Source organism: Kitasatospora sp. NPDC059160 (assembly GCF_042755465.1).
In the GTDB taxonomy this organism is placed as follows: domain Bacteria; phylum Actinomycetota; class Actinomycetes; order Streptomycetales; family Streptomycetaceae; genus Kitasatospora.
In genome coordinates this window covers 1-22765 of the sequence record NZ_JBHZCN010000134.1, presented here as the reverse complement: position 1 = coordinate 22765, position 22765 = coordinate 1, and the positions used below count along the sequence as shown (strand labels likewise).

Annotated in this window: 18 protein-coding genes; 13 read left to right on the top strand and 5 right to left on the bottom strand. The window is 71.8% G+C overall.

Going from position 1 to position 22765, the window contains the following annotated elements; translation table 11 throughout:
* Positions 1-154: 154 nt before the first annotated feature.
* Positions 155-1255, top strand: a complete 1101-nt coding sequence (gene rlmN / locus ACFXOZ_RS37400) for a 23S rRNA (adenine(2503)-C(2))-methyltransferase RlmN (protein ID WP_375891799.1) — start codon at positions 155-157, stop codon at positions 1253-1255.
* Between the two features lie 84 nt (positions 1256-1339).
* Here the strand turns inward: rlmN and ACFXOZ_RS37395 are convergent, their stop codons facing one another.
* The 4 genes from ACFXOZ_RS37395 to ACFXOZ_RS37380 all read right to left on the bottom strand — a co-directional run bounded on the left by ACFXOZ_RS37395 (position 1340) and on the right by ACFXOZ_RS37380 (position 5381).
* The gene (locus tag ACFXOZ_RS37395) at positions 1340-2491 is read right to left on the bottom strand and encodes a hypothetical protein (RefSeq protein ID WP_375891801.1); all 1152 of its coding nucleotides are present in this window, start codon (positions 2489-2491) and stop codon (positions 1340-1342) included.
* 44 nt (positions 2492-2535) lie between these two features.
* Entirely contained in the window at positions 2536-3291 is a 756-nt protein-coding gene (locus ACFXOZ_RS37390; protein WP_375891803.1) for an ABC transporter ATP-binding protein, read from the bottom strand.
* 225 nt (positions 3292-3516) lie between these two features.
* Positions 3517-4911, bottom strand: coding sequence for an aspartate aminotransferase family protein (locus ACFXOZ_RS37385; RefSeq protein ID WP_363555973.1), 1395 nt, complete (start codon positions 4909-4911; stop codon positions 3517-3519).
* Positions 4908-5381, bottom strand: a complete 474-nt coding sequence (locus ACFXOZ_RS37380) for an Lrp/AsnC family transcriptional regulator (protein WP_030306695.1) — start codon at positions 5379-5381, stop codon at positions 4908-4910. The genes ACFXOZ_RS37385 and ACFXOZ_RS37380 overlap by 4 nt, the downstream gene beginning before the upstream one ends.
* A gap of 268 nt (positions 5382-5649) precedes the next feature.
* Between ACFXOZ_RS37380 and ACFXOZ_RS37375 the strand changes: the two genes are divergently transcribed.
* From ACFXOZ_RS37375 to ACFXOZ_RS37365, 3 genes are all read left to right on the top strand, one after another.
* Entirely contained in the window at positions 5650-7125 is a 1476-nt protein-coding gene (locus tag ACFXOZ_RS37375) for a gamma-aminobutyraldehyde dehydrogenase (protein ID WP_380594390.1), read from the top strand.
* A 136-nt stretch (positions 7126-7261) separates the two neighbouring features.
* Positions 7262-8620, top strand: coding sequence for an aspartate aminotransferase family protein (locus tag ACFXOZ_RS37370; protein WP_380527429.1), 1359 nt, complete (start codon positions 7262-7264; stop codon positions 8618-8620).
* Positions 8621-8691: 71 nt separating this feature from the next.
* Complete coding sequence (locus ACFXOZ_RS37365; protein WP_380527432.1) at positions 8692-9894, top strand: spermidine/putrescine ABC transporter substrate-binding protein; 1203 nt, start codon at positions 8692-8694, stop codon at positions 9892-9894.
* 29 nt (positions 9895-9923) lie between these two features.
* On the opposite strand, the gene ACFXOZ_RS37360 is transcribed toward ACFXOZ_RS37365, so the two are convergent.
* Complete coding sequence (locus tag ACFXOZ_RS37360; RefSeq protein WP_375891807.1) at positions 9924-11579, bottom strand: PucR family transcriptional regulator; 1656 nt, start codon at positions 11577-11579, stop codon at positions 9924-9926.
* 256 nt (positions 11580-11835) lie between these two features.
* Here ACFXOZ_RS37360 and ACFXOZ_RS37355 point away from each other — a divergent pair, with 256 nt between their 5' ends.
* From ACFXOZ_RS37355 to ACFXOZ_RS37315, 9 genes are all read left to right on the top strand, one after another.
* Positions 11836-13347: a gamma-aminobutyraldehyde dehydrogenase gene (locus ACFXOZ_RS37355; RefSeq protein WP_380594388.1), complete on the top strand. Its 1512-nt coding sequence runs from the start codon at positions 11836-11838 to the stop codon at positions 13345-13347.
* A 63-nt stretch (positions 13348-13410) separates the two neighbouring features.
* Positions 13411-14670: a spermidine/putrescine ABC transporter substrate-binding protein gene (locus ACFXOZ_RS37350; RefSeq protein ID WP_375891811.1), complete on the top strand. Its 1260-nt coding sequence runs from the start codon at positions 13411-13413 to the stop codon at positions 14668-14670.
* A gap of 52 nt (positions 14671-14722) precedes the next feature.
* Positions 14723-15862 carry an ABC transporter ATP-binding protein gene (locus ACFXOZ_RS37345; protein ID WP_380527441.1) on the top strand — a complete coding sequence of 380 codons (1140 nt, stop codon included), beginning with the start codon at positions 14723-14725 and terminating at the stop codon, positions 15860-15862.
* On the top strand, positions 15859-16803 hold the full coding sequence (locus tag ACFXOZ_RS37340; RefSeq protein WP_375891814.1) for an ABC transporter permease: 945 nt from the start codon (positions 15859-15861) through the stop codon (positions 16801-16803). The genes ACFXOZ_RS37345 and ACFXOZ_RS37340 overlap by 4 nt, the downstream gene beginning before the upstream one ends.
* Positions 16803-17606 (top strand): ABC transporter permease, encoded by an 804-nt coding sequence (locus ACFXOZ_RS37335; protein ID WP_375891815.1) that lies wholly within the window; start codon positions 16803-16805, stop codon positions 17604-17606. Before ACFXOZ_RS37340 ends, ACFXOZ_RS37335 begins: the two co-directional genes overlap by 1 nt.
* A 61-nt stretch (positions 17607-17667) precedes the next feature.
* Positions 17668-19062, top strand: coding sequence for an NAD(P)/FAD-dependent oxidoreductase (locus ACFXOZ_RS37330; RefSeq protein ID WP_380527444.1), 1395 nt, complete (start codon positions 17668-17670; stop codon positions 19060-19062).
* A 131-nt stretch (positions 19063-19193) separates the two neighbouring features.
* Positions 19194-19625 (top strand): hypothetical protein, encoded by a 432-nt coding sequence (locus ACFXOZ_RS37325; protein ID WP_375891818.1) that lies wholly within the window; start codon positions 19194-19196, stop codon positions 19623-19625.
* 138 nt (positions 19626-19763) lie between these two features.
* Positions 19764-20528, top strand: coding sequence for a nucleotidyl transferase AbiEii/AbiGii toxin family protein (locus ACFXOZ_RS37320; RefSeq protein ID WP_380527446.1), 765 nt, complete (start codon positions 19764-19766; stop codon positions 20526-20528).
* Positions 20529-20751: 223 nt separating this feature from the next.
* Positions 20752-22275: a CoA-acylating methylmalonate-semialdehyde dehydrogenase gene (locus tag ACFXOZ_RS37315; RefSeq protein WP_375891820.1), complete on the top strand. Its 1524-nt coding sequence runs from the start codon at positions 20752-20754 to the stop codon at positions 22273-22275.
* Positions 22276-22765: the final 490 nt, after the last annotated feature.

Here is a 22765-nt window from a genome sequence, read left to right as displayed (position 1 = left end):
GGGATGGTGGTTTGTGGTTTGGGGTGTTTGGGGGGGGTGGGGTGGGGGGGGCGGGCTTGGGGGGGGTGCACCCCCCCCCCCCCCCCGTCCCGGGCGGGGGCCCCGGGACGCCAGGCGTCCGGGGCCCCCGCGCGTCTGCGACACTGGAACAACCATGCCTAAGCCCGGAGAACTCACCTTTGTCGCGCCGCGCGGCGCCAAGCCCCCGCGACACCTCGCCGACCTGAGCCCCGCCGAGCGCAAGGAGGCCGTCGCCGAGCTGGGCGAGCAGGCGTTCCGCGCCAAGCAGCTCTCGAACCACTACTTCGGCCGGATGTCGAACGACCCGGCGAGCTGGACGGACATCCCCGCCGCCAGCCGGGAGAAGCTGACCGAGGGCCTGCTGCCCGAGCTGATGTCGGTGGTGCGGCACGTCTCCTGCGACGACGACACCACCCGCAAGACGCTCTGGAAGCTGTTCGACGGCACGCTCGTCGAGTCGGTGCTGATGCGCTACCCGGACCGGGTCACCATGTGCATCAGCTCGCAGGCCGGCTGCGGCATGAACTGCCCGTTCTGCGCCACCGGCCAGGCGGGGCTGACCCGCAACCTGTCGACCGGCGAGATCGTCGAGCAGATCGCCGCCGGGATGCGCGCGCTCAAGGCCGGCGAGATCCCCGGTGGCGAGGCGCGGCTGTCGAACGTGGTCTTCATGGGCATGGGCGAGCCGCTGGCCAACTACAACCGGGTGCTGGCCTCGATCCGCCGGCTGACCGACCCGGCCCCGGACGGCTTCGGCCTGTCCCAGCGCGGCATCACGGTCTCCACGGTCGGCCTCGTGCCGGCCATGAACCGGCTGGCGGACGAGGGCCTCAGCTGCCGCCTGGCGCTGTCGCTGCACGCGCCTGACGACGAGCTGCGCGACGAGCTGGTCCCGGTGAACACCCGGTGGAAGGTCGCCGAGGTGCTGGACGCCGCGTGGAACTACGCGGAGAAGTCCGGCCGCCGGATCTCCATCGAGTACGCGCTGATCAAGGACATCAACGACCAGGCCTGGCGTGCCGACCTGCTCGGCCGGCTGATCAAGAACCACCGGGTGCACGTCAACCTGATCCCGCTGAACCCGACCCCGGGCTCCAAGTGGACCGCCTCCCGGCCGGAGGACGAGCGCGAGTTCGTCCGTCGGCTCCAGTCGCACGGCGTGCCGACGACCGTCCGCGACACCCGCGGCCAGGAGATCGACGGCGCCTGCGGCCAGCTCGCCGCGGCGGGCTGAGGAGCCGGGTAGGAGCCTCCCGGGGGCCAGGGCGTGTCTTGTGGGATCAGGCCGGGGTGCCCGGCCTGATCCACGAGGCACGCCCTATCGCAGTCCGGCGGCCGCCAGCGCGGCGGTCGCCCCGCCGGTCAGCAGCAGCGTGGTGCCCACCGCGAGGGTGCGCAGGGCGACCGCGCCGAACAGCAGCCGGGGCGAGGCACCGAGGCGCAGCAGCGACTCGGTGATCTCCCGGCGGTCGGTGCGGACCTCGGCGAGCCGGGCGATCACCGCGGCGACCGTGCAGCCGAGCACCAGGCAGGCCTCGACGGCGGGCAGGGCGTCGGCGCTGTCGGGGGTGCCGATCCAGTAGCGGACGGTGGTCAGCACCAGGGCGACGACCAGGGTGAGCACGGCCAGCGGCGGGCCGAGCCGACGGGCCTGGGCGGTGAGGCCGCGTCCGGCGAGCAGCCGCAGCGGGGTGGGCCGACCGAGGGCGAGCAGCCGTCCGGTCCAGGCGAGCAGCGGGCCGGTGAGCAGGGCGAGGCCGAGCGCGCCGCCGGCCCAGCCGCCGAGGGCGGCGGTGCTGGTGGTGCCGAGGCCGGCGGGCAGGTGGATCGGACGGCCGTCGGCGGGGGCGCCGGGCCGCAGGGCGATGAGTTCGAGCGCGGCGCCGATCACCACGAGTCCGACCGGTACGGCGATCCGCAGCGGGCCGAAGCCGGTGCGGCCGCGGGCGCGGCCGCCGGGCAGGGTTTCGGCGACGGGCACCGAGAAGCCGGCGGCGAGGCCTGCGGTGAGCGGGACGAGCGCGAGCAGGGTGACCGGTGCGGCCGCGGGCAGCGGCACCCCCATGCCGAGGTCGGGGGCGAGCGAGGGACCGGCGATGTCGTTGCGCAGCACCAGGAAGAGCAGCAGGGTGAGCACGCTGCCGAGGGTGCAGGCGAGGGCGACCTCACCGGCGATCAGGGTGCGGATCCGGCGGGAGCCGGCCCCGGCGGCGGTGAGGCCGGCGATCCGCTCGGGCCGTCGGGCGGGCACCGAGCGGGCGGCGACGGCCGCGAACCAGGCGACGGCGGCGAGCGGCGGCAGGCACCAGAGCAGTCGTGCCAGCGCGTCGGCGCCGCCGAGCGGGTCGCTCAGCGCACGGCCGAGGGAGCGCAGCAGGAAGGCGGCGACGGCGGCGGCCGCCAGTGTGGTGAGCAGCCAGCGGCCGAGGTCGGTCACCCGGTAGCCCCGGGCCAGACGGAGGTAGAACACGTCGACTCTTTCAGCGGCTCGGCTCTGTCAGCGACTGGAGGCGGTCAGCGGCGGGTGGCCGTGACGGCGGAGGCACCGGTCGCGGCCGGGGCGGCGGCGCCGCGCGGGACGGGGGCGGCGGGGGCGGTGAGCCGTCCGTCGACGAGGGCGACGGAGCGGTCCGCGAACCGGACGAGCTCGGGGTCGTGGGTGGCCAGGACGAGGGTGAGCTGGTGCGAGCGGGCCGCGCTGGTCAGTATCCGCAGGACCTGGTCGGCGGCCTCGCGGTGCAGCGGGGCGGTGGGGTCGTCGGCGAAGACGACGGGCGGCAGCGGGGCGAGGGCGCGGGCCACGGCGACCCGCTGGCGCTGGCTCTGGACCAGCCGGTCGGGGCGCCGGCGGCCGATGTCGCCGACGTCGAGGCGCTCCAGCCACTCGTCGGCGGCGGTGTAGGCGGCCTTGTTGCCGGCGCCGGCGAGCAGCAGCGGCAGGGCGACGTTCTCGCGGGCGCTGAGCTCGGGCACCAGGTGGGGTTCGGAGCCGACGAAGCCGAAGCGGTCGCGGCGCAGCCGTTCGCGTCCGGCGCGGCCGAGGGTGTGGACGGGGGAGCTGTTGAACCAGACCTCGCCCTCGTCGACCGGGAGCTGGGCGGAGAGGCAGCCGAGCAGGGTGCTCTTGCCGCAGCCGCGCGGGCCGGTGACGGCGAGCACCTCGCCCTCGCGGACGCCGATGGAGATGCCGCGCAGGGCGGGGGTGCCGTCGTGGGACTTGACGATCCCTCGGGCCCACAGCACGTCGTTGTCAGGCGGTGCCGCTGACATGAGGTTCCATCCTGGGTGGCCGCAGGGATATGACAGTCGTCAGATTAGAACGACCGGGGCCGGTCGCGGTTGCGGCGCTCTGGTCCATCACGGGCAAATCACCCGCATTCAGGCATGTTTGGTCGTACGACTGTGATGTTGCGTGGCGTTGTGTGAACGCCGAAGGGCGGCCCCGCGGGTGCGGGACCGCCCTTCGGCGGAGGGTGGGGAAGAGGGCTCAGGGGATCAGAGCTTCGCCCACGCGTCGGTGAGGCTGGTCCGCAGGATCTGCTCGATCTCGTCGAAGGTCGACTGGTCGGAGATCAGCGGCGGGGCCAGCTGGATGACCGGGTCGCCACGGTCGTCGGCACGGCAGTACAGGCCGTTGTCGAAGAGGGCCTTCGACAGGAAGCCGTAGAGCACGCGCTCGACCTCGTCGTCGTTGAACGACTCCTTGGTGACCTTGTCCTTCACGAGCTCGATGCCGTAGAAGTACCCGTTGCCGCGGACGTCGCCGACGATCGGCAGGTCGCGCAGCTTGTTCAGGGTGCCCAGGAAGGCGGCCTCGTTGTCGAGGACCTTCTGGTTCAGGCCCTCGCGCTCGAAGATGTCGAGGTTGGCGAGCGCCACGGCCGAGGAGACCGGGTGGCCGGCGAAGGTGTAGCCGTGCAGGAAGGTGTTGTCACCCTTGTAGAACGGCTCGGCGATGCGGTCCGAGATGATCGTGGCGCCGATCGGGGAGTAGCCCGAGGTCATGCCCTTGGCGCAGGTGATCATGTCCGGCACGTAGCCGAACTTGTCGGCGCCGAACATGGTGCCGAGGCGGCCGAAGGCGCAGATGACCTCGTCCGAGACCAGCAGCACGTCGTGGCGGTCGCAGATCTCGCGCAGGCGCTGGAAGTACCCGGGCGGCGGCGGGAAGCAGCCACCGGCGTTCTGCACCGGCTCGACGAAGACGGCGGCGACGGTGTCGGCGCCCTCGTTGAGGATGGCGACCTCGATCTCGTCGGCGCACCAGCGGCCGTACGCCTCGGGGTCGACGGTGCCGTCCGGGCCTTCGAGGAAGGCCGGGGCGCGGTAGATGTTGGTGTTCGGCGCCTTGTGGGTACCCGGCACCAGCGGCTCGAACGGGGCCTTGAGGCCCGGCAGGCCGGTGATGGACAGGGCGCCCTGCGGGGTGCCGTGGTAGGCGACGGCGCGCGAGATGACCTTGTACTTGGTCGGCTTGCCGATCAGCTTGAAGTACTGCTTGGCGAGCTTCCAGGCGGTCTCGACGGCCTCGCCGCCACCGGTGGAGAAGAAGACCTTGTTGAGGTCGCCCGGGGCGTAGTTGGCCAGGCGCTCGGCCAGCTCGACGGCCTTGGGGTGCGCGTAGCTCCAGATCGGGAAGAACGCGAGTTCCTTGGCCTGCTTGGCGGCGACCTCGGCGAGCTCGGTGCGGCCGTGACCGGCCTGCACGACGAACAGGCCGGCCAGGCCGTCGATGTACTTCCGGCCCTTGTCGTCCCAGATGTACGTGCCCTCGCCCTTGACGATGGTCGGTACGGGGGAGTTCTCGTACGACGACATGCGGGTGAAGTGCATCCACAGGTGGTCGTAGGCGGTCTTGGAAAGGTCCTTCTGGGCCGGGTCGGCTGTCATCGGGTGCCCCAGGTGTAGGTCTGTTTCCGGAGTTTCAGGTAAACGAAGCTCTCGGTGCTCCGCACGCCGGGAAGCGCGCGGATGCGCTTGTTGATCATTTCGAGCAGGTGCTCGTCGTCCTCGCAGACCAGCTCGGCCAGGAGGTCGAACGAGCCTGCGGTGCAGACGACGTAGTCGACCTCGTCGAGGGCGGCCAGCGCGTCGGCGACGGGCTCGATGTCGCCCTCGACCCGGATTCCGACCATCGCCTGGCGGGTGAAGCCGACGGTGAGCGGGTCCGTGACGGCGACGATCTGCATCACGCCTTGGTCGAGCAGCTTCTGGACGCGCTGCCGTACGGCTGCCTCGGACAGGCCGACGGCCTTGCCGATGGCGGCGTACGGGCGGCGCCCGTCCTCCTGGAGCTGCTCGATGATCGCCTTGGAGGCGGCGTCGAGGGGAACACTCGCGTTCCGGTCGCGGTTGGCCACGCGGCCACTGTGCCTGATCGTTCCCCTGTTCGCAAGCGTGGAAACTGCTGATTTCGTCGTGCTCCCGGAAATCCCATGCGGATTTCATCGCGGACGCGCACCGCGCCTGTCGATCCCGGCAGTCCTGCGGCTACTCTGGCACGGTACGCGCGCGCCCCCGCAGGGCGCCGCGCATTCCGCCACCAGTGGACCGCGCCGCTCCCGGCCGGGCCACTCGGCACCCTTCGTAGGCCGGATCCGTCGACGTACCATGGCGCCGGAATCTGCAATGCCGCAGGCCCAGACCGAGGAGAGACCCGTGAGCGACCTTCGCACGCTGCGCAACTACATCAACGGTGAGTTCGTCGACGCGGCTGACGGCCGCACGCTCGACATCGTCGACCCGACCACGGGCGAGGTCTACGCGACGTCGCCGCTGTCCGGCGCCGCTGACGTGGACGCGGCCATGGCCTCGGCCGCCGCCGCCTTCCCGGTCTGGCGCGACGCCACCCCGAGCACCCGGCAGAAGCTGCTGCTCAAGATCGCCGACGCGGTCGAGGTCCGGGCCGACGAGATCGTCGACGCCGAGGTGCGCAACACCGGCAAGCCCCGCGCGCTGACCCTCTCCGAGGAGATCGGCCCGATGGTGGACCAGCTCCGCTTCTTCGCCGGTGCCGCCCGACTGCTGGAGGGCAAGGCCGCCGGCGAGTACATGGACGGCATGACCTCGATCATCCGCCGCGAGCCGGTCGGCGTCTGTGCCCAGGTCGCGCCGTGGAACTACCCGATGATGATGGCGGTCTGGAAGTTCGCCCCGGCCATCGCCGCGGGCAACACCGTGGTCCTCAAGCCCTCGGACACCACCCCGGCCTCCACCGTGCTGCTGGCCGAGATCATCGGCGGCGTCCTCAAGGACCTGGAGCTGCCGGCCGGCGTCTTCAACGTCATCTGCGGCGACCGCGAGTCCGGCAAGCTGATGGTCGAGCACCGCACCCCGGCGATGGCCTCCATCACCGGCTCCGTCCGGGCCGGCATCCAGGTCGCCGAGTCGGCCTCCAAGGACGTCAAGCGGGTCCACCTGGAGCTGGGCGGCAAGGCCCCGGTCGTCGTGTTCGAGGACGCCGACATCGCCGAGGCCGTCGAGGGCATCTCGGTGGCGGGCTACTTCAACGCCGGCCAGGACTGCACCGCCGCCACCCGCGTGCTGGTGCACGAGTCGATCCACGACGCCTTCGTCGAGGCGCTGGCCAAGGCCGCGGCCGAGACCAAGACCGGCGGCGTGGACGACGAGGACGTGCTCTACGGCCCGCTGAACAACGCCAACCAGCTCAAGCAGGTGTCCGGCTTCATCGAGCGGCTGCCCGCCCACGCCAAGGTCGAGGCCGGCGGCCACCGGGTCGGCGACAAGGGCTACTTCTACGCCCCGACCGTCGTCTCCGGCCTGCTGCAGGACGACGAGATCATCCAGAACGAGGTCTTCGGCCCGGTCATCACCGTGCAGAAGTTCACCGACGAGGAGCAGGCCGTCGAGTACGCCAACGGCGTCGAGTTCGCGCTGGCCTCCTCGGTCTGGACCAAGGACCACGCCCGCGCCATGCGGATGTCCCGCCGCCTGGACTTCGGCTGCGTCTGGATCAACACCCACATCCCGCTGGTCGCCGAGATGCCGCACGGCGGCTTCAAGAAGTCCGGCTACGGCAAGGACCTGTCGGCGTACGGCTTCGAGGACTACACCCGGGTGAAGCACGTCATGACTGCGATCTGATCAATCGGCTGAACTGACAAGGGGCCCGGGTCTTTTCGACCCGGGCCCTGTCGCTTTGCACCCTGTCGGCGGGTCGTGCGTCCGGCTGACAGGATGAAACTGCACTTCGGGGGCGCTCGGCCCTAGCCTTACCGGCATGAGCATCCCCACCGCTGACTCAGCCGCCGGAAAGGCGGTCAAGGCCGCCGACCGCGCGCACGTCTTCCACTCGTGGTCCGCCCAGGCGCTGATCGACCCCCTCGCGGTGGCCGGCGCCGAGGGCTCGTACTTCTGGGACTACGACGGCAACCGCTACCTCGACTTCTCCTCGCAGCTGGTGAACACCAACATCGGGCACCAGCACCCGAAGGTGGTCGCCGCGATCCAGGAGCAGGCGGCGAAGCTCTGCACGATCGCCCCCGGCTTCGCGGTCGAGGCGCGCAGCGAGGCGGCCCGGCTGATCGCCGAGCGCACCCCGGGCGACCTGGACAAGATCTTCTTCACCAACGGCGGCGCCGAGGCGGTCGAGAACGCCGTCCGGATGGCCCGGCTGCACACCGGCCGGCAGAAGGTGCTCTCCACCTACCGCTCGTACCACGGCGCCACCGCCAACGCGATCGCCCTCACCGGCGACCCGCGGCGCTGGGCCAACGAGACCGGCGTCTCCGGCGTGGTGCACTTCTGGGGCCCGTACGCCTACCGCTCCAACTTCCACGCCGAGGACGAGGCGCAGGAGTGCGAGCGCGCGCTGGCGCACCTGGAGCAGGTGATCGCCTTCGAGGGACCGGGCACGGTGGCGGCGGTCATCCTGGAGACGGTGGTCGGCACCGCCGGCATCCTGGTCCCGCCGCCGGGGTACCTGGCCGGAGTGCGGGAGATCTGCGACCGCCACGGGATCGTGTTCGTCCTGGACGAGGTGATGGCCGGCTTCGGCCGCACCGGCGAGTGGTTCGCCGCCGACCACTGGGGCGTGGTGCCGGACCTGCTGACCTTCGCCAAGGGCGTCAACTCCGGTTACGTCCCGCTGGGCGGCGTGGCGATCAGCGCCGAGATCGCCGCCACCTTCGCGGAGCGGCCGTTCCCCGGCGGGCTCACCTACTCGGGGCACCCGCTGGCCTGCGCCTCGGCGGTGGCCACCATCAACGCCATGGCGGAGGAGGGCATCGTCGAGAACGCCAAGCACATCGGCGAGACGGTGCTCGGCCCCGGCCTGCGCGAGCTGGCCGAGCGGCACCCCTCGATCGGCGAGGTGCGCGGCCTCGGCGTGTTCTGGGCGCTCGACCTGGTGAAGGACCGGGAGACCAGGGAGCCGCTCGTCCCCTACAACGCCGCGGGCGCCGCCAACGCGCCGATGGCCGAGCTGGCCGCCGCGTGCAAGCAGCGCGGGCTCTGGCCGTTCGTCAACATGAACCGCTTCCACGTCGTCCCGCCGTGCACCGTCACCGAGGAGGAGGCCAAGGCCGGCCTCGCGGTGCTGGACGAGGCGCTGTCGCTGGCCGACGCGCACACCGTCTGACGTACCTACCAGGACGGCCCCGGGCGCACCCGCGTGTTCCCGGGGCCGTTCCACGCTCCGGAAGGCCTCCCATGTCCCGCAGCTCCACCCTGCCCCGACGCTCCTCCCAAACCCCCGTCATCCGCCGGCGTTCGGTGCTCGGCGGGGCCGCGCTGCTCGGCGCCGGCACACTGACCGGCTGCGGCATCCCGTCCGCGTACGTCGCCGAGGACCGCCGTTCGGCACCGGACCGCTCGGAGCACGACAAGCGGCTGAACTTCTCCAACTGGACGCAGTACATCGACACCGACGACCAGGGGAAGCGCCCGACCCTGGACGCGTTCAGCGAGAGGACCGGGATCGCGGTCACCTACACCGAGGACATCAACGACAACGACGAGTTCTTCGGCAAGATCAGCCCGGTGCTCACCCAGGGCGCCGACCCGGGCCGGGACCTGATGGTGATCAGCGACTGGATGGCCGGGCGGTACGTCTCGCTGGGCTGGGTGCAGGAGATGGACCGGGCCGGCCTGCCCAACGTCACCGCCAACCTGGACCCGCAGCTGGCGAACCCGGTCTTCGACCCGGGGCGCCGGCGCAGCGTGCCCTGGCAGTCCGGGATCACCGGCATCGCGTACAACCGCAAGGCGCTCGGCCGGGAGCTCCGGTCCACCGCCGACCTCTGGGCGCCCGACCTCAAGGGCCGGATCACGCTGTTCGCCGGGCTGGACGAGGCGCTCGGGCTGCTGATGCTCTCCCAGGGCGCGGACATCGCGCGGTTCGGGGACGACGACGCGCACAAGGCGATGGACCTGGTGCAGAAGATGGTCGACACCGGGCACGTCCGCCGCTTCACCGGCAACGACTACACCAGCGACCTCGCCTCCGGAGCGGCGATCGCCTGCCAGGCCTACTCCGGTGACGCCGTCCAGCTCACCGCCGAGAACCCCGACATCGCCTTCGTGGTGCCGGAGGAGGGCGGCGAGCTGTGGGCGGAGAGCCTGATGATCCCCAACCGGGCCGTCCACAAGCGCAACGCCGAGCTGCTGGTCGACTACTACTACCAGCCCGAGGTGGCCGCCGAACTCGCCGCGGCCGTCCAGTACATCTGCCCGGTTCCGGCCGCCCGCGAGGTGCTGGCGGACAGCGGGGACAAGGACAAGGCCGAACTCGCCGAGAACCCGCTGGTGTTCCCGACCGAGGAGATGCGCGCCCGGCTGCGCAGCATGCGGGACGTCACCTCGGCCGAGCGGCCGGAGCTGCACAAGGTCTGGGGGCGCATCACCGGGGTGTGAGGGGTACCGGGGAGTGACGCAGCCCGGCCCTACCGGCGTACGGCGTCCAGCGCGAGCAGGGCCACGTGCAGGGAGAGGCAGGACTCCACCTGGTCGAGGTCGACTCCGAGGATCCGCTCGACCTTGTGCAGCCGGTCGTAGAAGGACGGCCGGGACAGGTGGGCGGCGTCGGCCGCCGCCGACTTGTTCCGGCCCTGTTCCAGGTAGATCCGCAGCATCTGCACCAACTGGCCGTTGTGCTCGGCGTCGTGGGCCAGCAGCGGGCCCAACTCCCGCTCCACGTACGTCTGCAGGCGGGCGTCGTCGCGCAGCAGGTGGAGCAGGCCGCGCAGCCGGACGTCCGGCAGCCGGTAGTAGGAGGCGGTCCTGCCCCCGCCGGGCGCGTCGTGCAGGGCCGCGTCGGCGACCTGGGCGGCCTCCAGCAGGGTGCGCCGGGCGTCGCGGACCGAGCCGACCGAGGAGCCGACCGCGACGACCGGCCCCGGGGTGTCGGCGGGCTCCCGGCCGGACTCGGCGGACATCCGGCGCAGGGTGGCCGAGAAGGCCTCCAGCGCGGAGTGCTCGTCCTGCTGGGCGCCGAGCGCGATCAGCAGTCCGACGCCCTCGTCGTCCAGCGCGCCGACCAGGGCGGAGAGCCGGCTGGCCCGCACCGCGCCGGCCGCCAGCTCGGTGAAGTCGCGCAGCCGGGCCTGGGCCTCCAGTGCGGCCGGGATCGGCCCGCGGCGCTGGCGCAGCACCACGCCGACCAGCCGCCGGCCCTCCAGCGGGACGCCGAGCGCCTGGGCGCGCAGGGCCACCTCGGAGACGGTCAGCGCGTGGGTCAGGATGCCGGAGAGCAGGGTGCGGTGGGTCTGCCGCTCCAGGCTCTCCCGGTCGCGCACCACCAGCCGGTTGAGCGCCAGCGCGGAGGCGCCGCGCTCCAGCAGCATGGCGTGGGGGTGGGCCTCGCCCTCCGCCAACGGGCCCGGCTCCAGCACCAGGACCAGCCGGCCCCAGTCCTGGCCGCGGGCGCCGACGGTGGTCACCAGCCAGCCGCTGCGCGGGTCGTGGCCGGTCCGGCCGGGCGGGCGGACCCCGCGCGAGCGGCGCTCCCAGTCCTCCAGCAGCTCGGCCTCGGGGCGTCCGGCGCTGTCGTGGGCGAGCACCTGGTGGGCCAGGTTCTCCAGGACGACCGGCGCGCCCGCCATCCGGGCCACCTGGCGGATCACCTCGGGCGGCTCGGCGCCCTCGACCACCAGCTCGTTGAAGACCTGGTGGACCGATTCGGAGACCCGCAGCTGCTCCAGCTGGGCGTTCACCACCAGGGCGTGCACGGCCTCGGTGACGGCGACGAAGCGCACCTCGCGGCGGAGCGCGATCAGCGGCAGTCCGCGCTGCTCGGCGGCGTGCACCAGGGCGCGCGGGAGCGAGTCGAAGTAACGCCGGCCGAACTCGACCACCAGGCCGGCCACGCCGACCTCGTCCAGGTCGCGGACGTAGCGGGCCAGGCCCTCGCGGTCCTCGGGCAGCGCGATGCCGGTGGTCAGCACGAGCTCGCCGCCCTGCAGCACGCCGGCGACGTCGGGCAGCTCGCTGACGTGCACCCAGCGGACCGGTCGCTCCAGGCGGTCGGCGCCGGCCACGACCTGGGGCAGGCCGCGCCGCATCACCTCCAGGTCGAGCACACGGGCGACGGTGGGGAGCATCGCGGGCCTCCAGGGCGGGGGAGGTGGGAGGGGAGGAGGTGGAGGGGACAGAGTGTCAGGTGAATCATGCATCGTCGCGACGACCTGTTGCCCTGCGAGGAGCCTTGCACTCTGTAAGGCCCTTCGTGTCGAGACTGTCGAAGTGACCCTTGTCACGTCAACCCCGCAGTTGGCAAGGTCAGCGGGACCGCAGACCCCCACCGCGGAAGCGTTTCGCCGCAGCGCGGTCGAACCGCCGGCACTTGGAGGAACCCAGATGGACCTGACCGACTTCGGCGCGGGCGCGCAGTACATCGCGGGCCGTCAGGCCCGGGGGAGCGGCGAGCCCTTCCAGGTCGTCAACCCCGCCGACGGCACGGTGGTCGAAGAGGTCGCGCTGGCCACCGCCGGGGACGTGGACGCCGCCGTCGCCGCCGCGCGGGACGCCCTGCCCGGCTGGTCCTCGGCCACCCCGGGGGCCCGGTCCGAGGCGCTCACCCGGCTGGCCGCCGTCCTGGGCGCGACCGCCGACGACCTCGCCCGGGTGGAGACCGCGCAGACCGGCAAGCCGGTGAAGCTGGCGACCGAGTTCGACGTCCCCGGCACCGTCGACAACGCCGCGTTCTTCGCCGGCGCCGCCCGCAACCTGGAGGGCAAGGCGGCCGGCGAGTACTCCGGCGACCACACCTCCTACGTCCGGCGCGAGGCGATCGGCGTGGTCGGCTCGATCTCGCCGTGGAACTACCCGCTGCAGATGGCCGCCTGGAAGATCCTCCCGGCGATCGCGGCGGGCAACACCATCGTCCTCAAGCCGGCCGAGCTGACCCCGCTGACCTCGGTGATGTTCGCCCGGGCCTGCACCGAGGCGGGCATCCCGGACGGCGTGGTCAACGTGGTCACCGGCGCCGGGCGCACCGCCGGCGAGCACCTGGTCGCCCACCCGGGGGTCGCGATGGTCTCCTTCACCGGCTCCACCGCCGTCGGCAGGCGGGTCGCCGAACTCGCCACCGCGAGCGTCAAGCGCACCCACCTGGAACTCGGCGGCAAGGCCCCGTTCGTGGTCTTCGACGACGCCGACCTGGACGCCGCGGTGCACGGCGCCGTCGCCGCCTCGCTGATCAACGGCGGCCAGGACTGCACCGCCGCCACCCGCGCGTACGTCCAGCGCCCGCTCTACGACGCCTTCGTGGCCGGCGTCGCCGAGCTCTTCGCGGCCGTCCGGATCGGCGACCCCCGCAATCCGCACACCGACCTCGGCCCGCTGGTCTCCTACGCTCACCGGGACCGGGTGGCCGGGTTCGTCGAGCGCGCCCGCTCCTACGCCACCGTCGTCACCGGCGGCCCCGCACCGGACAAGGGCCACGACGGCTTCGACCTCACCCGGGGCGCCTACCACGCGCCGACCCTGATCACCGGCGCGGCCCAGGACAGCGAGGTGGTCCAGGGCGAGGTCTTCGGCCCGGTGCTGGTGGTGCTGCCCTTCGACGGCGACGACGAGGGCCTGCGGCTCGCCAACGACACCCCGTACGGCCTGGCCGCCTCCGCCTGGACGGGCAACGTGCACCGCTCGCTGCGCGCCACCCGGGAGATCGCCGCCGGGTGCGTCTGGGTCAACGACCACATCCCGATCATCAGCGAGATGCCGCACGGCGGCTACAAGGCGTCCGGTTACGGCAAGGACATGTCCCAGTACTCGCTGGACGAGTACACCCAGGTCAAGCACGTCATGTTCGACACCACCGCGGTGGCCCGCAAGGACTGGCACCGCACCGTCTTCGGAGACCGGTAACCCCCCCCCGCAGGCCCCGGGTGCTCCCCCCACGCACCCTTCTTCCCCCAGGAGGCCCGTTCCATGGCGTTCAAGGCGTTCAACGAGCTCACCGACGGTCTGCCCGAACCGGTCCGCAGGGCCTGGGAACGCAGTCTGACCAGCGGTCGGGCCGCGGTCGGCCGCCGCACCCTGCTGCGCGCCGCCGCCCTGACCGCCGGGGCGGGCACCCTGGCCGCCTGCGGCATCCCGGCCGCCCCCAGGACGACCGGTGACTCGACCGCCAACGCCGCCGAGGACCACTCGGGGAGCGAGAAGGAGGTCGACTTCTCCAACTGGCCGCTGTACATCGACACCGACGAGAAGGACAAGGAGAAGCACGGCACCCTGGACGCCTTCACCGCGGCCACCGGCATCAAGGTCAAGTACAACGAGGACATCAACGACAACGTCGAGTTCTTCGGCAAGGTCAAGCCGCAGCTGGCGGCCGGCCAGGACACCGGCCGCGACCTGGTGGTGCTCACCGACTGGATGGCCGCCCGGCTGATCCGGCTCGGCTGGGCGCAGAAGCTCGACCCGGCGAACGTCACCACCGCGATCACCAACGTCGAGGCCCGCTTCCGCGCCCCCGACTGGGACCCGGGCCGGCTCTACACCTACCCCTGGGCCGGCATCCAGACCGTCATCGCCTACAACCGGAAGGCGACCAAGGGCAAGGAGGTCACCAGCGTCGCCCAGCTGCTGGACGACCCCGAGCTCAAGGGCCGGGTCACCTTCCTCTCCGAGATGCGCGACAGCATCGGGATGGTCCTGCTCGACATGGACAAGGACCCGGCGAAGTTCACCGCCGACGACTACGCCGGTGCGATCGCCCGGATGCAGAAGGCCGTGGACGACAAGCAGATCCGCCGCTTCACCGGCAACGACTACGGCCAGGAGCTGTCCTCCGGGGACATCGCCGCCTGCGTCGCCTGGGGCGGCGACCTGATCCAACTGCGCGCCGACAACCCGGACATCGAGTTCGTCATCCCGGAGAAGGGCTACCTCGCCTCGACCGACAACATGCTGGTCCCGGCCAAGGCGCGGCACAAGGCGAACGCGGAGAAGTTGATCGACTTCTACTATCAGCCGAAGATCGCGGCGCAGCTGGTCGCGGGCATCGGCTACGTCTCCGCCGTCACCGGGATGAAGGACGAGCTCGCCACCCTCGCCCCGGACAGCGCGGCCAACCCGCTGGTCGTACCCACCCCCGAGATGGCGGTCAAGGCGCACGTGTTCCGCACCCTCACCGAGGGCGAGGAGAGCGACTTCGAGCAGAAGTTCTCCAAGCTCATCGGCGCCTGACCCCCACGCGTCCACCAGACACTGCCGGCAGAAAGACCCAGGAAGACACCCCATGACAGACCAGCTGCGCGCCGCGGCCGGTGGCGACGTCCGCCTCACCGGCATCGGCAAGACCTACGGCTCCTTCACCGCCGTCCACCCGCTCGACCTGACCGTGCCCCAGGGCTCCTTCTTCGCCCTGCTCGGCGCCTCCGGTTGCGGCAAGACCACCACCCTGCGCATGATCGCCGGCCTGGAGGAGCCCACCAGCGGCACCGTCCTGATCGGCGGCCAGGACGTCACCGCGCTGCCCCCGTACAAGCGCCCGGTCAACACCGTCTTCCAGAGCTACGCGCTCTTCCCGCACCTGGACATCTTCGAGAACGTCGCCTTCGGCCTGCGCCGGCGCGGCAAGAAGGACGTGAAGAAGCAGGTCGAGTCGATGCTGGAACTGGTCGAGCTCGGCCAGTACGCCCGGCGCAAGCCGCACCAGCTCTCCGGCGGCCAGCAGCAGCGCGTCGCGGTCGCCCGCGCCCTGATCAACCACCCCCAGGTGCTGCTGCTGGACGAGCCGCTCGGCGCCCTCGACCTCAAGCTGCGCCGCCAGATGCAGCTGGAGCTCAAGCGGATCCAGACCGAGGTCGGCATCACTTTCGTGCACGTCACCCACGACCAGGAGGAGGCCATGACGATGGCCGACACCATCGCGGTGATGAACGGCGGCCGGGTCGAGCAGCTCGGCGCGCCCGCCGACCTGTACGAGAACCCCGGCACCACCTTCGTGGCCAACTTCCTCGGCCAGTCCAACCTGCTCCCCGCCGAGGTCACCGGCGGCGCGGGCGAGGACCTGCTGCTCACCGTGGCCGGCACCCGGCTCGCGGTGCCGAGGGCGCGCTGCGCCACCGAGGCCAAGCTGGTCCACCTGGGCGTGCGCCCGGAGAAGATCACCATCAGCCACGCCTCCGAGCCGGTCGCCGAGGGCCGCAACCGGCTCGCCGGCACGGTGCTCGACTCCAGCTTCATCGGCGTCTCCACCCAGTACGTGGTGCGCACCGACGGCGGCCAGGAGGTCACCGTCTTCGAGCAGAACATGGAGCGCGACGCCCGGATCGTCCCCGGCGCCCCCGTGCAGCTGCACTGGAACCCGGCGCACTCCTTCGCCCTGGACGCCGCGCAGGCGATCGACGCGGGCACCGCGGAGGAGGCCGCATGACCACCACCACCCCGGCGGCCGCCCCCCGGGCCACGCCTCCGGACCGCAGTCCGCTCGGCGAACCCGCGCCGAAGCCGAGGCGCAAGCTCACCCCGTACTGGCTGCTGCTGCCCGGCATCGCCTGGCTGGTCGTCTTCTTCGCCGTGCCGATGGTCTACCAGGCGTCCACCTCGCTGCAGACCGGCTCGCTGGAGGCGGGCTTCAAGGTCACCTGGCACGTCTCCACCTACTGGGACGCCCTGGTCGAGTACAAGTGGCACTTCGTCCGCTCGTTCTCCTACGCGGCCATCGCCACCGTGCTCTGCCTGGCCATCGGCTACCCGCTGGCCTACACCATCGCCTTCAAGGCGAGCCGGCGCTGGCGCAACGTCATCCTGATCCTGGTCATCGCGCCGTTCTTCACCAGCTTCCTGATCCGCACGCTGGCCTGGAAGACCATCCTGTCCGACGGCGGACCGGTGGTCGGCGCGCTCAACACCCTGCACGTCCTGGACCTCACCAACGCCGTCGGGCTCACCTCCGGCGACCGGGTGCTCGCCACCCCGCTGGCCGTGGTCTGCGGCCTCACCTACAACTTCCTGCCGTTCATGATCCTCCCGCTGTACACCTCGCTGGAGCGGATCGACCCCCGGCTGCACGAGGCGGCCGGCGACCTCTACGCCCGGCCGTTCACCACCTTCCGCAAGGTCACCTTCCCGATCTCGCTGCCGGGCGTGGTCGCGGGCACCCTGCTCACCTTCATCCCCGCCTCCGGCGACTACATCAACGCCCAGCTGCTCGGCTCGCCGAGCGAGCAGATGGTCGGCAACGGCATCCAGAAGCAGTTCCTGAACGTGCTCGACTACCCCACGGCGGCAGCGCTGAGCTTCATCCTGATGGCCCTGATCCTGGGCATGGTGACGGTCTACATGCGCAAGGCCGGGACGGAGGAACTGGTCTGATGTCCCGCATCCTGAAGTGGGTCCGCGCCCACCTGGTGGTCCTGGCCGGCCTGCTGGCCCTGGCCTACCTGGTGCTGCCCAACCTGGTCGTGCTGGCCTTCTCGTTCAACAAGCCGGTCGGCAAGTTCAACTACGAGTGGAACGAGTTCTCCACCGACGCCTGGACCAACCCCTGCGGCGTGGCCGACATGTGCCAGTCGCTCTCGCTCAGCCTGCAGATCGCGGTGCTCGCCACCATCGGCGCCACCGTGCTCGGCACCATGGTCGCCTTCGCGCTGGCCCGCTACCGCTTCCGCGGCCGCTCGGCCACCACCGCGATGATCTTCCTGCCGATGGCCATGCCCGAAGTCGTCATGGCCGCCTCGCTGGGGACGCTGTTCCTCAACATGCGCATCCCCTTCGGCTTCACCACTATCCTCATCGCCCACGTCATGTTCTGCCTGAGCTTCGTCGTGACGGCGGTCAAGGCCCGCGTGATGAGCATGGACCCGAGGCTCGAACAGGCCGCCCAGGACCTCTACGCGACCCCCGTCCAGACCTTCCTGCGGGTCACCCTCCCGCTGGCCGCCCCCGGCATCGCCGCCGGCGCGCTGCTCAGCTTCGCGCTCTCCTTCGACGACTTCATCATCACCCAGTTCAACTCGGGCCCGACCACGGTCACCTTCCCGATGTTCGTCTGGGGCGCCTCGCAGCGCGGCATCCCGGTGCAGGTGAACGTCATCGGCACCGCGATGTTCGCGGCCGCGGTCGCGCTGACCGTGGCCGGCCAGTGGCTCGGCAACCGCCGCAAGGCCACCGCCTGACGTACGGTCGGTCAGCGGTGGTACGTACCATCACCTATTCGTGGAAAGTGGCTGATAATGCATGGATTCCGCCCGCGCACTCAGTGACGCCAGGCCCACCCCCTTCTGGCTGGAGGATCCCGGCCGGCCCGAGGCGCTGCCCGCCCTGGTCGGCGACACCACCTGCGACCTGCTGGTCGTCGGCGGCGGCTACTCCGGACTGTGGACCGCGCTCATCGCCAAGGAGCGCGACCCCTCGCTGGACGTCGTCCTGGTCGAGGGCAACGAGGTCGGGTGGGCCGCCTCCGGGCGCAACGGCGGATTCTGCGCGGCCAGCCTCACCCACGGCTTCGGCAACGGCCTGGAGCGCTGGCCCTCCGAACTCGCCCAGCTGGAACGCCTCGGCGCCGCCAACCTGGACGGCATCGAGGCCACCCTCAAGCGCTACGGCATCGACGCCGAGTGGGAGCGCACCGGCGAGATCGACGTCGCCACCCAGCCGCACCAGGTCGAGGAACTGCACGAGGTCGCCGAGGCCGTCGCCCGCTACGGCTTCGACCTCACCGTCCTGGACGCCGACCAGCTGCGCGCCGAGGTGAACTCGCCGACCTTCCTCGGCGGCCTCTGGGACAAGGACGGGGTGGCGATGGTCCACCCCGCCAAGCTCGCCTGGGGCCTCAAGGAGGCCTGCCTGGGCCTGGGCGTCCGGATCTTCGAGCACACCCGGGCCACCGAACTGCGCGAGCACGGCAGCGGCATGGCCGCCCGCACCCCGTACGGCCGGGTCTTCGCCCGCAGGGTCGCGCTCGGCACCAACGTCTTCCCGTCCCTGCTCAAGCGCGTCCGTCCGTACGTCGTCCCCGTGTACGACTACGCCCTGATGACCGAGCCGCTCAGCGACGAGCAGCTCGCCTCGATCGGCTGGCGCGGCCGGCAGGGGCTCGGCGACAGCGCCAACAAGTTCCACTACTTCCGGCTGTCCGCCGACAACCGGATCCTCTGGGGCGGCTACGACGCCGTCTACCACTACGGCGGCCACGTCCGGCACGAGTACGACCAGCGCCCGGAGACCTTCCGCACCCTGGCCAACCACTTCTTCCGCTGCTTCCCGCAGCTGGAGGGGCTGCGCTTCACCAACGCCTGGGGCGGCGCCATCGACACCTGCAGCCGGTTCTCGGCCTTCTTCGACACCGCCTACCGGGGCAAGGTCGCCTACGCCGTCGGCTACACCGGGCTCGGCGTCGGCGCCACCCGCTTCGGGGCCGAGGTGATGCTCGACCTGCTGGCCGGCGAGCGCACCGAGCGCACCTCGCTGGACATGGTGCGCTCCAAGCCGCTGCCGTTCCCGCCCGAACCGGTGCGCTGGGCCGGGATCGAGATCACCACCCGCTCGCTGGAGCACGCCGACCGCAACGGCGGCCACCGCAACCTCTGGCTGCGCACCCTCGACCGGATGGGGCTCGGCTTCGACAGCTGACCGCCACCGATCGGGGGTATCTCCCGCGACCCGTGTAAGAGGGACCCGCCGTCCGCCTCTCCTCGGTGACGGCGGGTCTCGCACTCCCGCCGCGTCCGACCGTAGGAAACGGCGAGGAGCGGGGACACGACATGGAGAGCACCGGACTGCACTGGCTCGCCCAGGTGGCAGCGGACCCGGAGGACTTCCGGGAGCAGTGGGAACGCACCGGGCTGGGCCTGGTCCTGCTACCGGCCGGGCGCCGCTGGGACGTCCTCGCCGTCCCCGGGCGGCTCGGGCGACCGGCACTGGACGTGCTGGACACCGGCTTCTGCGGCCCGGTCCTCACCGACTTCGGCGAGGAGCACGTCAGCTTCCTGGTGCCCGTCGGCACCGCCGCCCGCTGGGTCGGCACCGGGGTGCGCTGCGCGGGGGAGGGCACCTGGATCGTCGTCCCGCACCCCCGGCGCCGCAGCCGGGGCGTGCGCTGGCTGGTGCCGCCCGACGGGTCCGGGCGGCTCAACGACCCGGTGCTGCTGGAGCTGGCCCTGCACGAGGCGGCGGCCGGGCTCGGCGGCCGGTAGCGCGGGGGCCGGGGGCGCCGGGGGCGGTTCGCAGGCGGTGGGTGGCGGGTCGCGGGCGGGTCGCGGTGGCGAGCGCCGGTTCGCGGGCGCTTGGCGGGTGGCAGCGCGCGGGGCGGGTGCCCGGGCCAGACTGGAGGCGTGACCACCGCCCCGCACGCCGTCGACGCCTCCCTCCGGCCGGGCCCCGCCCAGCTGCGCCTGGCCGCCCTCGCCGAGCCCGTCTGCACCCGGTACGGGCTGGCGCTGGCCGGCGGGCACGCGCTGCGCGCCCACGGGGTCCCGGCCTGCCGGCAGGACGGACTCACCCTGGCCACCGGCGGCGCCGACCTGCCCGAGGTGGCCGCCGCACTGACCGGGGCGTACCGCGCGGCGGGCGGCGGGGTCGCCGAGCGGCCCGGCACGCCGCGGCTGGAACAGCTGACCGTACGGCTGGCGCTGGGCGGGCGGACCCACTCGGTGGAGCTGCGGAAGGAGCCGCTCGGCCACCGGCCGGTCCGGCTGGACTTCGGCGCCCCGGAGGCGGACGGGCCCCCGCTGGTGCTGCCGGTGGTGGCCCTGGAGGACGCGGCCGCCCTCACCACCGCGCTGCTGGTCGACCGGGGCATGCCGCGGGACCTGATCGACGTGCACGCCCTCACCCGCAACTACCGTGAAGGGGAACTGCTCGCCCTGGCCGCCGAGTTGGACCCGGACTTCCAGCCGAGCGGGCTCGCCGACCGGCTGGAGACGCTGGCCGAGGCGGCGGACGGCCGGTTCCGTGCCCGCGGTGTCGAGGCCGGCGCCGTGGACGGGCTCAAGCGGTGGGCGCTGGCCTGGGCGCAGGACCTGCGGCTGGACCTGCTGGAGACCCGGGAGGCGGCGGACGGGCTGCACGACCCGTACCTGGAGGACGAGGAGTCCTGAGCCGCCCGGGCCGTGGCCCCACCCGTTCGGCGCAGCGACCGGACGACCTGTAAGGCTGAATCCGCGATCCCCGTCAGCCTGTTCGTTGAGCCGCACTCCGGAGGCGACCAGACTGGGGGACGAGCGCGGTAGCCCCGTGAATTCCGTCGCCCGACCCTCTCGCGGGCGGCGCCAGACCGGACCGGTGGCAGGACGCCGCCCGGGACTTCGGAGGCAGACGGACTTGAGCAAGCACATCACCCACTGGATCGGCGGCCGGTCGGTCGCCACCGCCGGTGCGGCGCCCCGCCGCGGCGACATCTTCGACCCGGCCACCGGCCAGGTCGCCGGCCAGGTCGACTTCGCCGGGATCGCCGAGGTCGACCAGGCCGTGGCCGCCGCCGCCTCGGCCTTCGCCGAGTGGCGCACCGCCTCGGTGGCCCGGCGCAGCACGGTGCTCTTCGCCTTCCGCGAGCTGCTGAACGCCCGCCGGGACGAGCTCGCCGAGATCATCGTGTCCGAGCACGGCAAGGTGCACTCGGACGCGCTGGGCGAGATCGCCCGCGGCCTGGAGGTCGTCGAGTACGCCTGCGGCATCCCGCAGCTGGTCAAGGGCGGCTTCACCGAGCAGGCCTCCACCGGCATCGACGTCTACTCGATCCGCCAGCCGCTCGGCCCGGTCGCGATCATCTCGCCGTTCAACTTCCCGGCCATGGTGCCGATGTGGTTCTTCCCGATCGCCATCGCGGCCGGCAACACCGTCGTGGTGAAGCCCTCCGAGAAGGACCCGTCCGCGGCCAACTTCCTGGCCGGGCTGTGGAAGGAGGCCGGCCTGCCGGACGGCGTCTTCAACGTCGTGCACGGCGACAAGGTGGCCGTCGACCGCCTGCTGGAGCACCCGGACGTCAAGTCCGTCAGCTTCGTCGGCTCCACCCCGATCGCCCGCTACGTGTACGAGACCGGCACCCGCTACGGCAAGCGCGTCCAGGCCCTCGGCGGCGCCAAGAACCACATGCTTGTGTTGCCCGACGCCGACCTCGACCTCGCCGCCGACGCCGCCGTCAACGCCGGCTTCGGCGCGGCTGGCGAGCGCTGCATGGCGGTCTCCGTCCTGGTCGCCGTCGACCCGATCGGCGACGAGCTGGTCGACAAGATCAAGCAGCGGATCGCCACCCTGAAGGTCGGCCCCGGCTGCAACGGCGACTCCGAGATGGGCCCGCTGGTCACCGGCCAGCACCGTGACAAGGTCACCTCCTACGTGGAGTCCGGCCTCGCCGACGGCGCCGAGCTCGCCGTGGACGGCCGCAAGCACCCGGTCACCGCCGAGGACAGGAACGGCAGCCCGACCGCCGACGGCTTCTGGCTCGGCCCCACGCTGTTCGACCACGTGAAGCCCGGCATGTCCGTCTACAACGACGAGATCTTCGGCCCGGTCCTCTCCGTCGTGCGCGTCGCCTCCTACGACGAGGGCCTGGCGCTCATCAACGCCAACCCGTACGGCAACGGGACCGCCCTCTTCACCAACGACGGCGGCGCGGCCCGGCGCTTCCAGTTCGAGGTGGAGGTCGGCATGGTCGGCATCAACGTGCCGATCCCGGTGCCGGTCGCCTACTACTCCTTCGGCGGCTGGAAGGCCTCGCTGTTCGGCGACGCCCACGCGTACGGCCCGGACGGCGTCCAGTTCTTCACCCGCGGCAAGGCCGTGACCCAGCGCTGGCTGGACCCCTCGCACGGGGGCATCAACCTCGGCTTCCCCACCAACAGCTGAGCCCGCAGGGCTCGCCGAGCTCTCGCACTGGGCAGGCCGGACCCCTCTCCCCGGGGTCCGGCCTCCCCCCTTTTGCAGGCCGTTTGCATCCGGACTCAGATGCGCGTACAGTTCTTCGAGCTGCCCGACAGGGAGCACCGGACACGCATCTGCGCGCACGGTCCTGAGGCGGCCAATCCCTTGAAACACCACTTCCGGTTCGTGCCGGTCGTTTCGCTTTTTCGCGTCTCGGCTCGGTGCTTATTCGGCGTGCGCTGTTTATCGGATTGCGGCCGGATTCGCTTTTCGGAGCGGGGATCGGCTAGAGTTTGAAACGTCGGACGGGGCGTCAAGCCGCAGAAGACACCAGCGAGTTGGATGACAAAGCCCCGAAAAACGGAGCGGAAAACATCTGGTAAGCTTGAAACACGAAAGAACGAAGCGCCCGGAGGGCCCGCTGGAAGGCGGTCCGAAGGAAGCGTCCGTTCCTTGAGAACTCAACAGCGTGCCA

Bases quoted from the DNA above. Each gene is read 5' to 3' on its own strand.
- ACFXOZ_RS37340 (WP_375891814.1), top strand. From the start codon at position 15,859: ATGACCACCACCACCCCGGCGGCCGCCCCCCGGGCCACGCCTCCGGAC.
- ACFXOZ_RS37360 (WP_375891807.1), bottom strand. From the start codon at position 11,579: ATGCTCCCCACCGTCGCCCGTGTGCTCGACCTGGAGGTGATGCGGCGC.
- rlmN (WP_375891799.1), top strand. From the start codon at position 155: ATGCCTAAGCCCGGAGAACTCACCTTTGTCGCGCCGCGCGGCGCCAAG.
- ACFXOZ_RS37325 (WP_375891818.1), top strand. From the start codon at position 19,194: ATGGAGAGCACCGGACTGCACTGGCTCGCCCAGGTGGCAGCGGACCCG.
- ACFXOZ_RS37390 (WP_375891803.1), bottom strand. From the start codon at position 3,291: ATGTCAGCGGCACCGCCTGACAACGACGTGCTGTGGGCCCGAGGGATC.
- ACFXOZ_RS37335 (WP_375891815.1), top strand. From the start codon at position 16,803: ATGTCCCGCATCCTGAAGTGGGTCCGCGCCCACCTGGTGGTCCTGGCC.
- ACFXOZ_RS37355 (WP_380594388.1), top strand. From the start codon at position 11,836: ATGGACCTGACCGACTTCGGCGCGGGCGCGCAGTACATCGCGGGCCGT.
- ACFXOZ_RS37330 (WP_380527444.1), top strand. From the start codon at position 17,668: ATGGATTCCGCCCGCGCACTCAGTGACGCCAGGCCCACCCCCTTCTGG.
- ACFXOZ_RS37365 (WP_380527432.1), top strand. From the start codon at position 8,692: ATGTCCCGCAGCTCCACCCTGCCCCGACGCTCCTCCCAAACCCCCGTC.
- ACFXOZ_RS37345 (WP_380527441.1), top strand. From the start codon at position 14,723: ATGACAGACCAGCTGCGCGCCGCGGCCGGTGGCGACGTCCGCCTCACC.
- ACFXOZ_RS37350 (WP_375891811.1), top strand. From the start codon at position 13,411: ATGGCGTTCAAGGCGTTCAACGAGCTCACCGACGGTCTGCCCGAACCG.
- ACFXOZ_RS37375 (WP_380594390.1), top strand. From the start codon at position 5,650: ATGCCGCAGGCCCAGACCGAGGAGAGACCCGTGAGCGACCTTCGCACG.
- ACFXOZ_RS37370 (WP_380527429.1), top strand. From the start codon at position 7,262: ATGAGCATCCCCACCGCTGACTCAGCCGCCGGAAAGGCGGTCAAGGCC.
- ACFXOZ_RS37385 (WP_363555973.1), bottom strand. From the start codon at position 4,911: ATGACAGCCGACCCGGCCCAGAAGGACCTTTCCAAGACCGCCTACGAC.